The following is a 15849-nucleotide window of genomic DNA, read 5'->3' as shown; positions in this document are numbered from 1 at the left end:
CCCGCGTCTCCCAGTCGCGTTCCCGGTAGCCGTTGCGCTGGGCGAGACGAAGCGGGTTCTTCTCGCCATAGGCGGCGCCGGTGGCGGCCCCAACCTCCAGTTCCATCAGCCGCTCGGCGGCAAAGCCGATCATCTCGCGCAAGAGATCGGCATCAGGGGTCTTCTCCACGAGCGTGCGCAGGTTCATCATGTCGTCGGTCATCGGTGGTCCTTCCGAAATGGGTTGGTGTCAGCAACCCCGACCTTACCGGCGAACTGTCGATGACCACCGCAAAGCCGCTCGCTCGCTACAGCGCTATCGAGAGCGCGCTCGCAAGCGGCTTCGCTACCGCCGAGCTACACCACCTGTAGGGACGCGACCTTGGCTGGCGTCATCTCTGCCATGGAGCGCACTTCACGGGGATCTCGGTCGCGACTGGGTTGGACATCCGGTGGTGCCATTGAAGGGCTCCTGCAGCACCGCAGCCATGTGCTCATTGGCCGAGTTTTGTGACTTCGCCCAAGGCGGTGCTTTGTCCGGAAGGAGTGCCCACAAAGGGATAGTTGTGCCGCTGGCGGAGAAAGCTCACGATAAGGCAGAGCTGCTCGTCGACCCGTGCTCGACCAGTTCGGGACGGGATGGCCATCGTTGAAAGTGAAAGCCACGCTCCATGGCCACGGATACAGAATACAATTCCGAGCACATCACTCCCACGTCACAGGCGGCCCGCCGCAGGGGAATGAAGGCCCTCCTGCTTGTCTTGAGGCCCTCCGGGGTCACCGCCCTGGGAGGGGTGCGGTCAGAAACTGGGAGGCCATCGAGGGAGGATTGTTCTGCATGGATACACTCTGTGCTGGCCGGGGATTTCAACTGTCGGGCCGAGGTTCTCCCTAAGGCCTTTGTGCTGGGCCGCTCGGCTGCCGGGTGGACCGCGCCAGCCGGTCGCCAGGGTCTCAGACTAGGCCACAAGAAGCGGGCAGATCGAATGGGGCGCGCGTGCTGACGAATTTGAAGTCTGACTATGTCGCGATCCAGCGGCGCTGCAAGGACACACGGCCGCCCGAGCGCCTGATCGCGCACTACGAACTCGAACGCCGGCTCGCGGATCGGCTGCGGGCCGCCTCCCGCGACGAGCGGTCCCGACTCTATCCTGAGGTCTATTCGGAACTGTTCAACAGCCTGCCGGACCACCCGCAGAAAACCGCAATCGGCTCGCGCCCGGACCGGATCGCGAAACAGGTCAGGGCCCTCAAGCCTCTGATGGGGCGCGGCGACGTGTACGTGGAGATCGGCTGCGGTGACGCCTCGCTGCCCTTCGCGCTGTCCGGGATCACCCGTCAGGTAGTGGGCCTCGATGTCACGGACGCCCTGGTGGATTTCGCCGTTGCTCCGGCCAATTTCCGCTTCCTGAAGACGGACGGGGTCGAGATCCTGCTCGCGGACAACTCCGTCGATTTGGCGCATTCGGACCAGCTCATGGAGCATCTGCACGTGGAGGACGCCGAGGCTCAGCTCCGGGAGATCCACCGGGTCCTCAGGCCCGGCGGGCACTATGTGTGCACTACCCCTAGCAGCGTCACGGGGCCGCACGATATCTCGATGTTTTTCGACGAGGTGGCGACGGGTACGCACATGCGGGAATACGACTACCGCTCACTGCGCGCCCTGATGCTCCAGGCGGGCTTTCGCACGATCGAGTTCCCGCTGGTGGTCGCCGGATATTGGCTCGCCACGCCGCCCTACCGGCTGCTGCACGGCATCGAACGGGCTGTGCAACGGCTTCCGGCTCGGTTGCGGCACAATCAATTGGCCGGCGTCCTGATGGGCATCACGGCAGTCGCCACCAAATAACAGCGCCGGACTTCAGGGCGCGCGGCCGGGACTTCCAGGGCCTTGCCCTTCGCAACTGAATTTCACCTGAAGGAACACAGCTATCGTGAATTGTCCAGCGCTTTTGAGCAGGTTGGTTTTCGAAAGCAGGCCGTGCTGTTCGGCCAGGGGCCTTCATGTGTAGGCAAGATAAGTTTGGCAGTTTCGCCTCCGGCAGGCCCCTTGCGAGCAGCAGCGTGTCTGGATCTTTTGATGTAGCCCATCCATACATCAAAATATCCACCAGGCGCTCCTTGCGTTCGCCCATTCCTGATTGTTTCATCGGGGAAATCCTAATGAATGGCCCTGCCGTTCATTAGAAAGAATTGCACTTGTGCGCATGAGCGCTCCCAGCGATTGGAATCACGCATGACTTCTGACTGCTGCCCAGAGCTCGACTGTATCCAATTTTCTGGCGCGGGCGGGGACGATCGCCATGGCGCATTGGGCGCGAGCCGGAATTTTCATGCTGTCTCGACTCGGCCGGGACATCGATTAATTCGACCCGTCAGATTCGGCGTCAGTCAGCCTCTTGTGGAGCCGGCACCGCCCCCTTCAAACTTTTTGGATAAAGTCGAGCTGAGACCCGGGATCATAATGCCGGTTCTCGAGAATGATGGTTTGGAGGTCCTGGCATTCATGCTCGATGCGGAGCAGAACGTCATCCGCGCGATAGGCGTTTGCCTCAACGAAGAGGAACGTCGGCGCGCCGAGGGGTTGAGACTGGAGCGGGACCGCCTCCGCTTTGTCGCTACCCGTGGGCAGCTGCGCCGGGTCCTCGCTTCCAAACTGGGAATCTCGCCGTCCGACGTCGAACTAGAATATGGACGCCTAGGCAAACCCCACCTCTCGCACCGCATGCCTGCTCGCGATTTGCGCTTCAGCGTCTCACGATCCGGAGATGTCGCGGTCGTCGCCCTCTCGACCAGGCAGGAGGTCGGGGTGGACATCGAGGCAGTTCTCCCTGTGCCCGAAGCGGACGAGATCGCAGCGCTCTGCTTTTCCGCCTCCGAGTATGGATCCTACACCGCCCTTGGTCCGCAAGACCGGCTGCAAGGCTTCCTCCGGCGGTGGACCCGGCTGGAGGCTATCTCTAAGGCCCTGGGGTGCGGCTTAGGACAGCCCCTTTCTTGGGATGAAAGGGATTGGGCTGTGCGTAGGTTCATACCGAAGCCTGGGTACATCGGGACCGTGGTAGTCTGGAATTGAGTGGTAGTCCGGAATTGAAGTGTCCGCGATGCCATCATTCACTTACGATGCACTGCGGATAAACGCGGATAAACGAGGAGCTCAACCAATTCCATTGGACTGCACGCAAGTTCATTCGAACCGCACTTGTTCCCACACTTCGCGGTGGGGCGTAGTCGAGAACACGGGACAGCGCTTCACTGACATGTCCCGGGCGTACGGAGAAAGAGGCGGCAGTTTCATCGATGAAACCGTCGTGCTGGAGGAGCTGGGACGCGGGAACCACTTTGGCTCCGTCGTGAATCATGAAGAAAGTGATCGGAAGGCCCTATGTCGGCGGACGTGATGCAGTTCCCGGAGCTTCTCGCAGATCTCGCGGTCAAGGACATCAAGGTCTGGGTAGAGGGCGACCGGCTGCGGTGCAACGCCCCAGCTGGCGCATTGACGGCCGAGTTTCGCGACCAGTTGCGGGACCGGAAGGGCGAGATCATCGCGTTTCTGAATATGGCCACGGCGGCGGCCCGGCAACAGCCTGCAATCATTCCCCTGCAGTCTCGCGGAACACGCACGCCCATTTACGCCGTACCCGGGCATATCGGGGCGCCCTTCTCATTCTCGGACCTGTCGAAGCACCTGGGCGGCGATCAACCGTTTTATGCACTCCAACCGTCTGGCTTCGATGGGCAGAGCGAGCCGATGGACTGCGTCGAAGATATCGCCGAGTACTTCGCCCGCCAGATCGTCGAATATCAGCCCACCGGTCCGTACATCATCGCCGGTTACTGCTCCGGCGCTGCAACCGCTTTCGAACTGGCGAAAATCCTGGGTCAACGCGGAGCGAAGGTCCCATGCATAGCGCTCTTTGGCCCTCTTCACCCCACCACCTATAAGGAATTGCCGCGTCTGGTGTATTTCTTTGCCAAGCGCAGCGCCCATTCGTTCCTGCGAGAGATGGCGAAGCTGCCGACATTCGGCGCCCGTCTCCGATATTTCGGCAGTCGCCTCCGGAATCTCAGCGAGCGCGTCCGCGCCCTCGTGACCCTCGTTCGCAAAAGCAAAGAGCCTGTCACGACAGATCCGGTGCTGGCGAGCAGAGCTCGACTCAAATCCACGGCGATCACGGCTTTGCGGCGGTACATTCCCACTCCGTATTCGGGTCGAGTATGCATATTCCTTCCGAACAAGGCCTGGCTGCGATCGGGTGCCGCACCTCACCGATGGCTTCGAGTGGTGCCCCATGCCGAATTTTATTTCGGGCCCGAGGACTGCAACGATCCCCTTATGCTGGAGGAACCGGACGCACCTGCCATCGCAGAGCTTTATCGCCAGGCAACCCAAAAAGCTGAACGATTGACGTGATTTGATTTTTTGATTTCCGCGAGATGGGGAGCGTATCTCATGAATGAAGTCCTACCTATCGCGGCGGAGGGCATAGCGCTTCCCCTGCTGAAAGATGCCGATCATCAGGCGCTGGTTGTCGGGTACAACGCCACTGCAGCGCCTTACCCGTCGGACAGGACGATCATCGATCTCTTCCGCGACCAGGCGACGAGTAGTCCTGACGCTGAAGCGATCCGCTTCGGCGATGCAACGCTGACGTACCAGCAGCTCAACGAACGCTCCAACCAGATGGCCACGCATCTGAGCTCGACCGGCGTGGGGCCGGGTCAAATTGCCGTTGTGTTCATGGAGCACTCCATTGAAGTCGTCGTCGCGATCTTAGGCGTCCTGAAGTCCGGCGCAGCCTATGTACCGGTGGATGCGGCAACGCCGAAGGGGCGTCTGGCAACAATCCTGAAGGACATTGCCAACGGGACCGACGGGCGGGCGCCGGTGGCGATCACTCAGGCGCGCCTGCAATCCGTCATTTCCCCGAACCTTGCCGACATTTTCGTGCTCGACGCCGATTTCGGGTCGATTTTGAATCAGCCGGACTCGGCCCGACCGTCCGCTGCCACTCCGGACGGCGCCGCCTATGTCATCTTCACCTCCGGCTCGACCGGCACGCCCAAGGGCGTCGTGATCGAGCACCGGAACCTGATGAACTATATCTGGTGGGCCGCTCGGGTGTACAGTTCCGGCGAACGTCTCGCATGGCCCCTTTTCTCATCCCTCGCCTTCGACCTGACCGTCACGACGCTCTTCACGCCACTCATCACCGGCGGCCGCATCGTGGTCTATCTTGGTGATCCCGGAGTCCAGAGCATGGTCGTGCTCAAGGTCATCGACGACAATGCCGTCGATATCATGAAGCTGACGCCGGCGCATCTCGCGATGATCCGCGACCGCAATCTTGAGACCACAAGGCTTCGCAAGTTCATCGTGGGTGGTGAGGACTTCAAAACCGAGTTGGCTCGCGATATCATGAAAGCCATCCCCCATCGTGTCGAGATCTACAACGAGTACGGGCCAACCGAAGCCACTGTTGGCTGCATGATTCACCGTTTCGACATCGACCGGGATCAATCCGCATCGGTGTCGATCGGCGTTCCGGCCGCCAATGCGGGCATCTACGTCCTCAACAAGGCACATCAACCCACCGCCCCTGGCATCATCGGTGAGATGTTCATTGCCGGCGACGGTCTCGCGAGAGGCTATTTCAATCGCCCTGACCTGACCGACGAGCGTTTCCTCACGGCCACGGATCCCCGAGATGGGTTTTCGAAGCTGCGGCTGTACAAGACGGGCGATCTTGCCCGCTGGAACTCGGAAGGGCGCCTGGACTTTCTCGGCCGCGCCGATCATCAGGTGAAGGTTGGTGGCGCGCGTGTCGAGCTGGGCGAGATCGAAGCGCGGCTTCTGAAGCACCCGCACGTTCAGGAGTGCGCTGTCGCTGCCATCGCCACCTCGGTGGCGAAACCAGCGACACAGGTGCGTTATTGCGAACGGTGCGGTGTTGAGTCCGGCCTGCCTGGCACGACATTCGATGCGGCAGGCGTCTGCAATCTATGCCGGGCCTTCGACACCTATGTCGACAAGGCGCAGACCTATTTCAAGACATCGGATGACCTCCAGGTTCTCATCGCGGAGATGCGGGGTAACAAGAAGGGACCTTACGACTGCATCGTGCTGTTGAGCGGCGGCAAAGACAGCAGTTTTATGCTGTGCAAGCTCGTCGCCATGGGGGTGAAGCCGCTTACCTTCACCCTCGACAACGGTTTCATTTCGGAAGGAGCCAAGGCCAATATCAGGCGGCTCGTGAACTCCCTCGGCGTGGATCACCACTGGGGAAGCACGCCGCATATGAACGAGATCTTCGTCGACAGCCTGAAACGGTTCGCGAACGTCTGCAACGGCTGCTTCAAGACGATCTACACCCTGGCCACGAACGTCGCCCGCGAGCGAGGGATCGGGTACATCGTGACGGGGTTGTCCCGCGGCCAGTTCTTTGAGACGCGCCTGACCGAGGAGGTCTTCAAGCGGGACGACTACGATCCGGCCCGTCTGGACGCGCTCATCGCCGAGGCGCGCAAGGAGTATCACCGCCGCGAGGATGCTGTGTCGCGCTTTCTCGACGTGGATGCCTTCCGGAACGACTCATTATTCGAGGAAGTGAAGTTCATCGACTTCTACCGCTACTGGAGCGTCCCTCTGGAGGACATGCTCGACTTCCTGAAGACGCAGGCGGGATGGGATCGGCCTGCGGATACAGGACGCTCCACGAACTGCCTCATCAACGACGTCGGCATCTACGTTCATAAAAAGCAGCGGGGACATCACAATTACGCCCTTCCCTACAGCTGGGATGTGCGTCTCGGCCAGAAGACGCGCGATGAAGCCATTGACGAACTCAACGACGAGCTGGACGTACCCCGCATCAAGGAGATTATGGCCAAAATCGGCTATGTCGAACCGCCAGCGGCCGAAGACGGCATCGCACGACTTGTGGCCTACTATGTCACGTCGAAACCCCTGACCGTGGCGGACCTGCGCGCCCACCTCGCCGAAGAACTCTTGGAGTCCATGATTCCGACGCACTATGTTCGCCTCGAACGGATGCCGCTCACGTCCAACGGCAAGATCGACCGCTCCGCGCTTCCCGAGCCGACGGCGGAAAACATCCAGCCTGCACAAGACTTCGTCGCCCCCTCGACGGAGACCGAGAAGACGCTGGCCGCGCTGTGGTGCGATCTCCTAAAGGTCGAGTCGATCGGCCGTGACGACAACTTCTTCGGCCTGGGCGGGCACTCGCTCCTCGTGATGCGGGCGGTGTCGCGCATGCGGGAGACCTTCGGCGTCGACGTGCAGCTTCGCAACCTCTTCGAGCGCTCGACAGTGGCCGGACTGGCGGAAGTGATCGACGGAATGCTCTGGGTGGCCGATTCCAGTGCCCCTTCAGCCTCGGAAGGACCGAGGGAGGAAATCGAACTCTAGCTTACCGGAAGGCCTACGAATGGCCTTGGGGAACCAATCCGGACGGACGCTTTTGCGTTGGACGGCACAGGAGAGCGGATGAAGAGGATGGACAAAGCTTGGGTACCGGCGCGAGGACCGGGGCTGCCTTGGGCGGCGGGGGAGTATGAGCTCTTACGCGACCAGGTGCGCCGTTTCGTCGAGGAGGAGATCAAGCCCCGTGCGGATCGCTGGGAAGAGGACGGGTTCATTCCCCGCCCGATCCTGCGCCGCATGGGCGAACTCGGCTTCTTCGGCATCCGCTACCCGGCCGAGTATGGTGGTGCCGAGATGGACGCGGTCGCATCCACGATCTTCGCCGAGGAGCTCGGGCGTTCGACCTATGGCGGCGTCGCCATCGCGACGCTGGTCCATACCGACATGGCTTCCGTGCATGTCTTTCACGACGGGACCAAAGCCCAGCGGGCCCGCTGGATGCCGGGCATTATCAGCGGCGAGGTGATCACCGCGATCGCCATCACGGAACCGGATGCTGGCTCGGACGTGAAGGCCATCCGCACGCGCGCCCGCCGAGAGGGCGACTCTTACGTACTCGACGGCACGAAGCTCTACATCACGAACGGCGCCCACGCGGATCTCTACTGCGTCGCCGCCAAGACCGATCCCTCGGCAGGAAGCCACGGGATCACGATGTTCCTCGTCGCAAAGGGCACACCAGGCTTCAGCGTCGCCCGCGAGCTGGACAAGCACGGCTGGCGCTCCTCCGACACGGCGGAGCTCGTCTTCGACGGTTGCCGTATCCCCGCCGAGAACGTGCTCGGCGCGGAGGGACAGGGCTTCTACTCCATCATGCGCAACTTCCAGAACGAGCGCCTTGTCCTCGCCGGCATGGCGATAGGGGCGGCCGAGGCGGCGATCGATATGACCCTCGCCTGGGTGAAAGCTCGCCGCGCATTCGGGGGCGTCCTATGGGACATGCAGGCGATCCGTGAACGTCTCGCGATGCTCTCTGCGAAGGTGGAGGCAGGCCGCCAGTTTCTCTATGCCACCGCTTGGCGCATGGCGGCGGACGAAGATTGCCTGCGCGAAGTCTCGATGGTGAAGGCCATCTGCGGCGAACTCGTCAACGAGGTCGTGTATACGTGCGTGCAGTTCCATGGCGCTATGGGCCTCATGCGCGAGAGCCCGATCGAGCGCATAGCGCGTGACGCCCGCGTCCTATCCATCGGCGGCGGCGCGACGGAGGTGATGCTGGAGGTGGTCGCGTCGATGTCGTGAGCCTAATGCGGCAGTAAGGACATCGCTCTGGCGTGGCTGCGTGAAGGGCTCTTCGCACGGCGGGTATGGTTGGCTGAGGGGTCCTTCGGCTGTTCTTTTCCCCCACCCGCTCTCAGGCGGCGGCGCTAGAGGAAAGTATAAGCGATCATGGCCATGAGCGCGTGTCGATGCAGACCCTGCCAGGAGCGGCCCTCGAAGTGGTCGAGGCCGAGGCGGCCCGTCGACAATGCGGATGCGAAGCGCCGCGAATCTGGCGGTCAACGGGCCTTTTTTTCCGGTGCACCAGCTCAGTGCCGTCCAGATCGCCGCCACAACCGCGTCGCCACCAAACACGAGCCATGGATTACATCTCAAGTCTGCAGCGGGGGGCGCGGTCGTTCGTGCGCGGGGCCGGCGGCAAAATCCAGCTTCATCGCGAAGGCCAAAACGAAGCCGCACATGCACCTCGATGCTGACGGCGAGCGTCCACCCCAGGACCAGGCCTTGAAGTCCATCAAGCTTCGCCCCTCCATTCTGCGTGAAGCCAAACAGCCCGGCGTATGACGGCTCTTTCAAGAAGGCCTATCGCATCGAGACCCAAGCCGACGCTCGGTTGCTCTGCGAGCAAGTGCTGGACGCGGTCGGGGAGGTGATTGTTCAGGAGTGGATCGAGGGGTCGAATGACTCCATCTACTTTTGCCTGTGCTACCTGCGCCCGGGTGCTTCGGTCGCCTTTACGGGCCGCAAAGGCCGTTCCTGGCCGCCTCAGATCGGCGTGACCGCCAGTTGCTGGGCGGCGCCGGAAGTCGCCGAGGAATTGGAGGATCTGACAATCCGCTTCTTCCGATCAATCGGTTTGACAAACGGATTCGCCAGCATGGAATTTAAGCGCGACCAGCGTGACGGCAGCTTTCGGTTTGTCGAGCCAACCGTTGGCCGGATCGATGGCCAGGTGGAGATCTCCGCCCTCTGTGGCGTCAATCTCTGTCATATCGGCTATTACGACGCCGCCGGGCAGCCACACCCACCATTGATGCTTGATCCGACCCACGTCTGGCGCGATGAATTCAGGGATTTCATCTCGGCCCGGCTCCTTGGCGCCGGCTGTCTCTATCCACCGAGTTATCGGATTCATAGCGCCTACTGGCGCTGGGACGATCCAGGTCCGGCGCTGCTGGAGACAGCGCAAGCTGCGAAAGAAACGCTGCGCCGTGTGATCTGGCGCTCCGGCAAAACTGAACCGATTTCAACGTACCGGAAAGATCAACCAGGGTTGAGGTGCTGATTGTCTCAGCGTCATCTCTGCCATGGAGTGCACTGCACGGGGCTCTCGGTCGCGACTGGGTTGGACATCCGGTCTGCCATTGAGGGGCTCCCGCAGCAGCGCAGCCATGTGCTCATTGGCCGAGTTTTGTCACTTCGCCCCGGGCGGTGTGTCATCCGGAAGGAGTGCCCACAAAGGGATAGTTGTGCCGGTGGCGGTGATGGGTCACGATAGCCTTGCTCGTCGACCCATGCTCGACCAGTTCGGGGCCGGATGGCGACCATCGAAAGTGAAAGCTACGCGCCATGGCCATGGATGCAGAATACAGCTCCGAGCCCGCCACTATGGTCAGGCCGAGAAATCATCACGTCCAGGCTTTACGCGGAATTGCCGCATCGCTTGTCGTCCTGAGCCATGCAATTGATGTTATCGTCGAGCATCGCATTCTTCCGGAGTGGTTTAGGCCTGTCGCGTTTAGTATTGGTGGACTTGGTGTGACGACATTTTTTGTCATCAGCGGGTTTGTCATGGTTACCATTTCTTATGGTGACTTTGGCAGCTTCTCAAAGTCTCTAGGTTTTGCCAAACGCAGGCTCATCCGTATTGTGCCGACCTACTGGATCGCCACATTTGTCGCGTTCGCGCTGTATCAGATTGCTCCGCTCTCTCGAGAACCCTCTATAATTGAACTGGTTAAGTCGCTGACCTTTATTCCTTATCCGACTGGTCCCGGTATGGACATGCAGCCAGTACTCGGGCAAGGTTGGACGCTCAATTACGAGATGTTCTTTTATGCGTTATTCACTGTCGCCTTAATATTGCCTCGGCGCATTGGTTTGACTGGTGTGTTTCTAGTTTTTTGTGCTGTCGTCGCAGAGGGATCCTTGGTGAAGCCGTTTTCTAATAGTACACCGGCACAGACAGTATTGACGTTCTTCGCCGATCCGATAATCCTCCTGTTTGCGGCTGGTATGGCGATCGGCGTGCTGAAACACCACTTGGGGCGCCGCTTTGTTCTTCGCTATCCATTTTGGATCGCGGTGGCTCTACTTGTGGCCCAGATCCTTGTGAATATCGTTTTTCGGATCCCGTCGCGTCTGCCATTTCCGGAAGTCATTTCGATTTGGATAGCTGGCGCAGTGGCTGTTGCGGCGTGCGCGTTCGCCGCGCCCGTATCGGGTGGCAGGTTTGAAACCATTGCCGAGGCGCTGGGCGACGCATCATATAGCACGTATCTGTTCCACATTTTCTTGGTCGCGGGGCTAAAAATGGTGCTCCCGATCACGACAGTGACCGCCGTGTTCTTTGTACTGGCGGCGTTGCTGCTGTCAAACCTGTTCGGCCTTGTGTTCTATCGGACCATCGAGCGGCCGATCTCCGCATTGCTCCGAGGATCGCCGATCAGGCGGATGCCATTGCCTGCGCGGGTCGCCTGAATTGCCATCCGGTAGCTGCGCGGCTGGGTTAGTCGTGCGGCGTCAAGTCCGCAACCACATCGACAGATCGACCAATATCGTGGTTCGTCCAGAGGCGGCAACGATCTCCCATGCTGTCGTGATGGAAACCGGGTTGAACATGCGGATCGCATCAGGACGATTGGCCCGTATCGGCTCGCATCTTGGCCAGTACGCCCAGCAGCCCTTTCCGCCCATGTCGGGTTCATCCACTGAATCAATCGATTTGGCCGCCCCGAACAGCATCCCATAGCAAGTCAATTTTCCAATCGACCAGGCCACGCAGCCCGTATGTCGCAATCAAACTCAAGGCCAGCCCTCCGATTAAGCCAGTGCAGGAGTATTCCGCAGTCACCAGAGAACGAATATCATGAAATTCACTTTGCCAACGGTAAATGGGATAGGTGAAATCCCCGAGCCCCCGGTCGATCCAGCGGAATGGCCCGATGCAGACGCATGGAGCACGGTCATGAGGCCGAGGAGCCCTACAAGCAAAGTGAACTCGGTCGCAACTGCTCGTTCGAAACCGAGCACCGGGTCATGTGCCGGCTGGCGCAGGAGAAGCGCGAGACTATGCCCGCGCAAGCCACGGCGGCGGTGGCCCAACTGAGCCTGGTGCCGCCGCTCAGGGCGAAGTAGCGCACAGCCATACACGAAAGTAAGGCTCAAATCCGCATATCGGCTGTGCCCTCCTTACCAGGGCGAGCCTGAAGATGGGCGCAAAAGCCGCCGCAATGCCAAGGCCCGCCGCCGGCAGAGATCTCTGCTGCGTCATTTATGCCAGAACAAGAGTGGTTGCGAGAAGTAAGGACTGCAATATCGTCGCGAGCGCGAAATGCGGCAGGATCCTGAGCAAACGGTTGGCCATGAAGGCGACGGGCCTCCCCGCATAAATCCGATCGGCCGCCTCGCTGATCACAAAGCCCGACAGGGCGAAGAAGACCAGAACGGCGATGTTCCCAAACTCATAGGGTAGCGGCGCCGTTGCGATGGGCTCTGGCACGAGATTGCCAGGAAGTGCTGCAGAACCACGAAAATCGCGAGCAGCAATCGGAACGCGCCAAAATGCCCCTAACCAATCTTCAGCGCGCAATCCTGCGGTCGAAAACCTTGCGCCATGAGCGGTGTCTCCTCAAGTCTCAGATGGTGACGCAACAGACGGCCCTTCGTGCACAGGACCGCTGGCGGAATTCAGCTTCGTTGCGAATGCCAAAACGAGGGCCGCACATGCACCCTCGATGCTTATGGCGAGCGTCCAGCCTAGGACCAGGCCTTGCAGTCCATCAAGCTTCGCCCCCGCGACCACGAAGCACAGTTCCAGTAATCCGCCAAGCATGAACCAGCGAGATGCTTTGCGCATCGTATCGCTCAGCCGCGCCAGCGTGCAGGCATGAAATTTGAGCGTTAATCCCAGCAGGCTAAAACCGAGAAAGCGCAGGCTCGAACCGGCGATCTCAGGATAGGTCGGATTGAAGACCGCAAGGACCTCCTGCGAATAGGTGAAGACGAAGACGGCGCAGACCAGCGAGAAGAGCAATGACGCCATGAGCGACAAAAGGATGTTGTGTCTGGATTGTTTCGGGCTTGCTCTGATCACGGGGAACAGGGCCGTAGCCATGGCTGCGGGAATGATCGAGGCCATGAATACCACCATCCACAACGATACGAAGGCGGCATTGATGGCCGGCGACAGGAGAATTACCACAAGGTACGGCATGATGAGGCCCGGGGTCTGCAAGGCCACATCGAGCGTGTAGTGGTCAAAGACCTTGCGTCGAAGCGTATGCAGTAGCGGGAAATCGGGGGGCCCAACGAGGTGACGCGCGCCGCCGCGGGTCAAGAGATCGACGCCGATCCAGGACGCCAGCATACTGGCCACCCAGGTCAGAAGAATCGCGGCATTGGAGTCGTAGCCAGCGGCTGCGGCGGCGGCGATCAGCATCAGCTTGAACGTGGAAAACAGCACTTGCCGGATCATCCTGCCGGTGCTGCGCAAGTTGCCGACGAGCGCCTGGTCGACCACCGCACTGAGAACGGTCAGGCAGCAGCCGAGGACGAACGCAACGCCCACGAACCAACCGTCGATCGGCCCGGTCGATCTGTTGAGATACGCCTCCCCGAAGACAAACAACAAGGCGAAGCCAACCGCCAGCGCCACCCCGACGGACGCTGCCGCGGCCACGAGGCCGCGCTCCTTGCCCGGGTGCCGAACGATTTCGCCCATCAGCAGGGTCCCGAGCCCGCCCTCCCCCAGCAGGCCGACGAGCCCCATCACGGACAGGAGGGCAGAGGCCTTGCCGATCACCTCCGGCGGAAACAGCCGGGCGGCGAGCAACCAATAGATTAACCCAAGACCGGCCGCTGCCATCGTTCCGATCGCCAGAGCGCCGGAATTCGTGACGAGCGTGGCGTTCTTTTGAAGCGCCCGGCGCACGCGAACAATGGCCGTCCCGGCGAGGCCTACCGGCATGAAGGCTCTCCCGACCCTTGGTGCGCCGGCACCGCCGACCTGCTGGCGGCTGGGCGCAGGACGTCCCGGTAGACCTGCTCGATCCGGGTCACAACCGCTCCGGCCTTGAGGCGCCCCACCCTGGCGAGGCTTGTCGCCTCCAGGCGGGCAAGCAGGTTGCGGTCCTCCAGAAGTGTTTGCATCGCGTGGGCCAGGGCATGCGCATCACCAGGCGGCACGAGAAGCCCTGTTTCGCCATGATCGACGAGATCAGGCATGCCGCCGACGTCGGTTGCAACGACTGCCTTGCCGGACGCCATCGCTTCCATGATCACTGTCGCACAGGCTTCGGGCCCCAGCGATGGCAGCACGCCGAACAGTGAGCGCCGCCATGCATGCATGATGGCGGAATGCGGCCACATGCTGAAAACTCGAACGTTCGGCGGAAATTCGGTTGGCGTGTCGGCGACCCGGCGCCCGATCAGGACCAGCTGCGGCGCCCGCTCCAGGCCGGCATAGGCTTGCAGGAGAACGTCAATGCCTTTGAGGCGCATCATGTCACCGACGAACAGGATGAATCCATCCCCAGGTAGCTCCTCCCGCAGGCAGGGATCTTCCGGGCCAAGCACCCCGACATCGTCGGGCACGAAGTTGGGGATGACCTCGTAGGGGGCGCCGCCTTGGGTGAGTCCGGTGTGACGCGCCACCGCGTGGCTCACCGCGATGAAGCGGTCCACCACGCGCCGAGCGGCGAAGCTCGACGCCCAGTTGCTCAAAGTGGTCGCGGCTGCCTTGACGGCCCCGTAATGCCCAGTGGCGCAATGTAAGCATTTGGCCGGCGCTGGGCCACTGCAGAGATGGGCGCCCAAGTGCATGAAGTTCTTCTTGACGCAGACAAGGCCGTAATCGTGGAGCGTGACCACGAGGCGTGCCCCACTCAAAACTTTGAGCGGCAGGAAGGACGCGTAGATCCAGTTATGGGCGTGGACGATGTCCGGCCTCTCCTGGGTGACCAGCCGCTTCAGGGCCAGCACCAGTTCGGGATCCGCGAAAGGTGGTGCGTGGCGGCGCTCGGGATCGGTGTGGAGGCCTGACAGGCGCTGGAACGTGCCGCGCAGGCGATGCACGCGGACCGTGCCGTCCAGCTCGGTTTCGGGCGATCCGGGATGCATCAAGGTCCCGACGCTGACATGATGGCCCCGCTGCGCCAACGCCGCGCCGAGGTTGCGGACGTGCCGCTCCTCTCCCCCGATCACCGGCGGATAGAACTGCGACAGCAGCAGGATGCGCATGGTCGAGCCTCGTTTCAGATGCCCGGCACCAGCGTCGAAACGCTGCGATAGAGCCGGTTGTCTTCCGGTCGATAGAGCCGCGCCTCGGCCGTCTGGCGAGTTGCCAAGGCAGGCACCGGGATTTCCCGCGCCCAGGTGTCGCCCGGCGCGACGGCGATCGATCGGAAAACGGCGAACGGTTGCCCGTCCAGGGTGATTTCCACGTCGAATCGCTGAGGTTGAGTCTCGGCGCTCCTGATGCCGATGGTGATCCGGCCGGACTCGCCACTGGCCGATGGCAACAACCAGAACGCGGTGTATTTGAACTCCCGGTAGGCCGCTTCGTCCCGGACGGCCAGCGCATAGGCTCCGGTCGCCACAAGCACCGCTAGCATGAGCGCGGCCCCCTGCCAGAGCCGGACCCCCGCCGGAGCCGGCCAGGCTGGCAGATCGGGAGTGTCGCGGCGGCCGGCGGCCACCAGTGCCGCGGCGGCCGTCACGGCCCAGAACCACACCGCCCAGCCGAGAGGCGTAAGGAAGCCTGCGGCGTTCAGGGCAAAGCCCCCGGCAATACCAGCGGCGAGGCTTGCTCCGACCGCGTAGACGAAGTGTTGCAACGCGGAGGTGGTCCTAACGCCAATGGCCCGCAGCACCGTGTGGCCCGAGACGAGGAACACCATGGGCGCGCCCAGGGCAGTACGGAGGAGCAAGCTGTCGCTGACCGCAACGGCCGCCACCGCGGCCCCCGCCCACATGCACGCGGC

At 61.6% G+C, this 15849-nt stretch carries 14 protein-coding genes and 1 pseudogene; 8 read left to right on the top strand and 7 right to left on the bottom strand.

Features of this window, described 5'->3' with window-relative positions:
* Positions 1 to 202 (bottom strand): transposase (locus NKH43_RS30245; protein ID WP_352861250.1); only part of this gene is annotated, 202 nt, incomplete at its 3' end.
* A 774-nt stretch (positions 203 to 976) separates the two neighbouring features.
* Here NKH43_RS30245 and NKH43_RS30240 point away from each other — a divergent pair.
* On the top strand, positions 977 to 1831 hold the full coding sequence (locus NKH43_RS30240) for a class I SAM-dependent methyltransferase (protein ID WP_352496795.1): 855 nt from the start codon (positions 977 to 979) through the stop codon (positions 1829 to 1831).
* Here the strand turns inward: NKH43_RS30240 and NKH43_RS30235 are convergent.
* Positions 1809 to 2132, bottom strand: coding sequence for a hypothetical protein (locus NKH43_RS30235; protein WP_352861248.1), 324 nt, complete (start codon positions 2130 to 2132; stop codon positions 1809 to 1811). The two genes, NKH43_RS30240 and NKH43_RS30235, sit on opposite strands and share 23 nt — an antisense overlap.
* A gap of 314 nt (positions 2133 to 2446) precedes the next feature.
* Between NKH43_RS30235 and NKH43_RS30230 the strand changes: the two genes are divergently transcribed.
* The 4 genes from NKH43_RS30230 to NKH43_RS30215 all read left to right on the top strand — a co-directional run bounded on the left by NKH43_RS30230 (position 2447) and on the right by NKH43_RS30215 (position 8668).
* On the top strand, positions 2447 to 3058 hold the full coding sequence (locus NKH43_RS30230) for a 4'-phosphopantetheinyl transferase family protein (protein WP_352861246.1): 612 nt from the start codon (positions 2447 to 2449) through the stop codon (positions 3056 to 3058).
* Positions 3059 to 3367: 309 nt separating this feature from the next.
* On the top strand, positions 3368 to 4396 hold the full coding sequence (locus NKH43_RS30225; protein WP_352642494.1) for a TubC N-terminal docking domain-related protein: 1029 nt from the start codon (positions 3368 to 3370) through the stop codon (positions 4394 to 4396).
* Positions 4397 to 4435: 39 nt separating this feature from the next.
* On the top strand, positions 4436 to 7411 hold the full coding sequence (locus NKH43_RS30220) for an amino acid adenylation domain-containing protein (protein WP_352861244.1): 2976 nt from the start codon (positions 4436 to 4438) through the stop codon (positions 7409 to 7411).
* Between the two features lie 78 nt (positions 7412 to 7489).
* Complete coding sequence (locus tag NKH43_RS30215) at positions 7490 to 8668, top strand: acyl-CoA dehydrogenase family protein (RefSeq protein ID WP_352496272.1); 1179 nt, start codon at positions 7490 to 7492, stop codon at positions 8666 to 8668.
* A 2-nt stretch (positions 8669 to 8670) separates the two neighbouring features.
* Here the strand turns inward: NKH43_RS30215 and NKH43_RS30210 are convergent.
* Positions 8671 to 8983, bottom strand: a pseudogene (locus NKH43_RS30210) (hypothetical protein); the annotation flags it as partial.
* 202 nt (positions 8984 to 9185) lie between these two features.
* Here NKH43_RS30210 and NKH43_RS30205 point away from each other — a divergent pair.
* The 3 genes from NKH43_RS30205 (at position 9186) to NKH43_RS30195 (ending at position 12004) form a co-directional block, all read left to right on the top strand.
* Positions 9186 to 9932, top strand: coding sequence for a hypothetical protein (locus NKH43_RS30205; protein WP_352861254.1), 747 nt, complete (start codon positions 9186 to 9188; stop codon positions 9930 to 9932).
* A 284-nt stretch (positions 9933 to 10216) separates the two neighbouring features.
* Positions 10217 to 11347 (top strand): acyltransferase family protein, encoded by a 1131-nt coding sequence (locus tag NKH43_RS30200; RefSeq protein WP_352861242.1) that lies wholly within the window; start codon positions 10217 to 10219, stop codon positions 11345 to 11347.
* A gap of 474 nt (positions 11348 to 11821) precedes the next feature.
* Complete coding sequence (locus NKH43_RS30195) at positions 11822 to 12004, top strand: hypothetical protein (protein ID WP_352496275.1); 183 nt, start codon at positions 11822 to 11824, stop codon at positions 12002 to 12004.
* 136 nt (positions 12005 to 12140) lie between these two features.
* On the opposite strand, the gene NKH43_RS30190 is transcribed toward NKH43_RS30195, so the two are convergent.
* The 4 genes from NKH43_RS30190 to NKH43_RS30175 are packed head-to-tail and all read right to left on the bottom strand — an operon-like array spanning position 12141 to position 15822.
* On the bottom strand, positions 12141 to 12458 hold the full coding sequence (locus tag NKH43_RS30190; protein ID WP_352642490.1) for a hypothetical protein: 318 nt from the start codon (positions 12456 to 12458) through the stop codon (positions 12141 to 12143).
* 39 nt (positions 12459 to 12497) lie between these two features.
* Complete coding sequence (locus NKH43_RS30185) at positions 12498 to 13835, bottom strand: lipopolysaccharide biosynthesis protein (RefSeq protein WP_352496277.1); 1338 nt, start codon at positions 13833 to 13835, stop codon at positions 12498 to 12500.
* On the bottom strand, positions 13826 to 15106 hold the full coding sequence (locus NKH43_RS30180; RefSeq protein WP_352861240.1) for a glycosyltransferase family 4 protein: 1281 nt from the start codon (positions 15104 to 15106) through the stop codon (positions 13826 to 13828). Before NKH43_RS30180 ends, NKH43_RS30185 begins: the two co-directional genes overlap by 10 nt.
* Positions 15107 to 15120: 14 nt before the next feature.
* Positions 15121 to 15822, bottom strand: a complete 702-nt coding sequence (locus NKH43_RS30175) for a hypothetical protein (RefSeq protein ID WP_352496279.1) — start codon at positions 15820 to 15822, stop codon at positions 15121 to 15123.
* Between the last annotated feature and the right edge of the window lie 27 nt (positions 15823 to 15849).

The organism is Mesorhizobium sp. M1163, from assembly GCF_040318415.1.
Lineage (GTDB): Bacteria > Pseudomonadota > Alphaproteobacteria > Rhizobiales > Rhizobiaceae > Mesorhizobium.
Note: the sequence above shows the minus strand (reverse complement) of the source record. Positions and strands in the feature narration are given on the sequence as shown.

What these genes read in the sequence shown, in the direction of transcription:
- NKH43_RS30235 (WP_352861248.1), bottom strand. Translation starts at nt 2,132, where the DNA reads ATGAAACAATCAGGAATGGGCGAACGCAAGGAGCGCCTGGTGGATATT.
- NKH43_RS30230 (WP_352861246.1), top strand. Translation starts at nt 2,447, where the DNA reads ATGCCGGTTCTCGAGAATGATGGTTTGGAGGTCCTGGCATTCATGCTC.
- NKH43_RS30225 (WP_352642494.1), top strand. Translation starts at nt 3,368, where the DNA reads ATGTCGGCGGACGTGATGCAGTTCCCGGAGCTTCTCGCAGATCTCGCG.
- NKH43_RS30220 (WP_352861244.1), top strand. Translation starts at nt 4,436, where the DNA reads ATGAATGAAGTCCTACCTATCGCGGCGGAGGGCATAGCGCTTCCCCTG.
- NKH43_RS30215 (WP_352496272.1), top strand. Translation starts at nt 7,490, where the DNA reads ATGAAGAGGATGGACAAAGCTTGGGTACCGGCGCGAGGACCGGGGCTG.
- NKH43_RS30200 (WP_352861242.1), top strand. Translation starts at nt 10,217, where the DNA reads ATGGCCATGGATGCAGAATACAGCTCCGAGCCCGCCACTATGGTCAGG.
- NKH43_RS30195 (WP_352496275.1), top strand. Translation starts at nt 11,822, where the DNA reads ATGGAGCACGGTCATGAGGCCGAGGAGCCCTACAAGCAAAGTGAACTC.
- NKH43_RS30185 (WP_352496277.1), bottom strand. Translation starts at nt 13,835, where the DNA reads ATGCCGGTAGGCCTCGCCGGGACGGCCATTGTTCGCGTGCGCCGGGCG.
- NKH43_RS30180 (WP_352861240.1), bottom strand. Translation starts at nt 15,106, where the DNA reads ATGCGCATCCTGCTGCTGTCGCAGTTCTATCCGCCGGTGATCGGGGGA.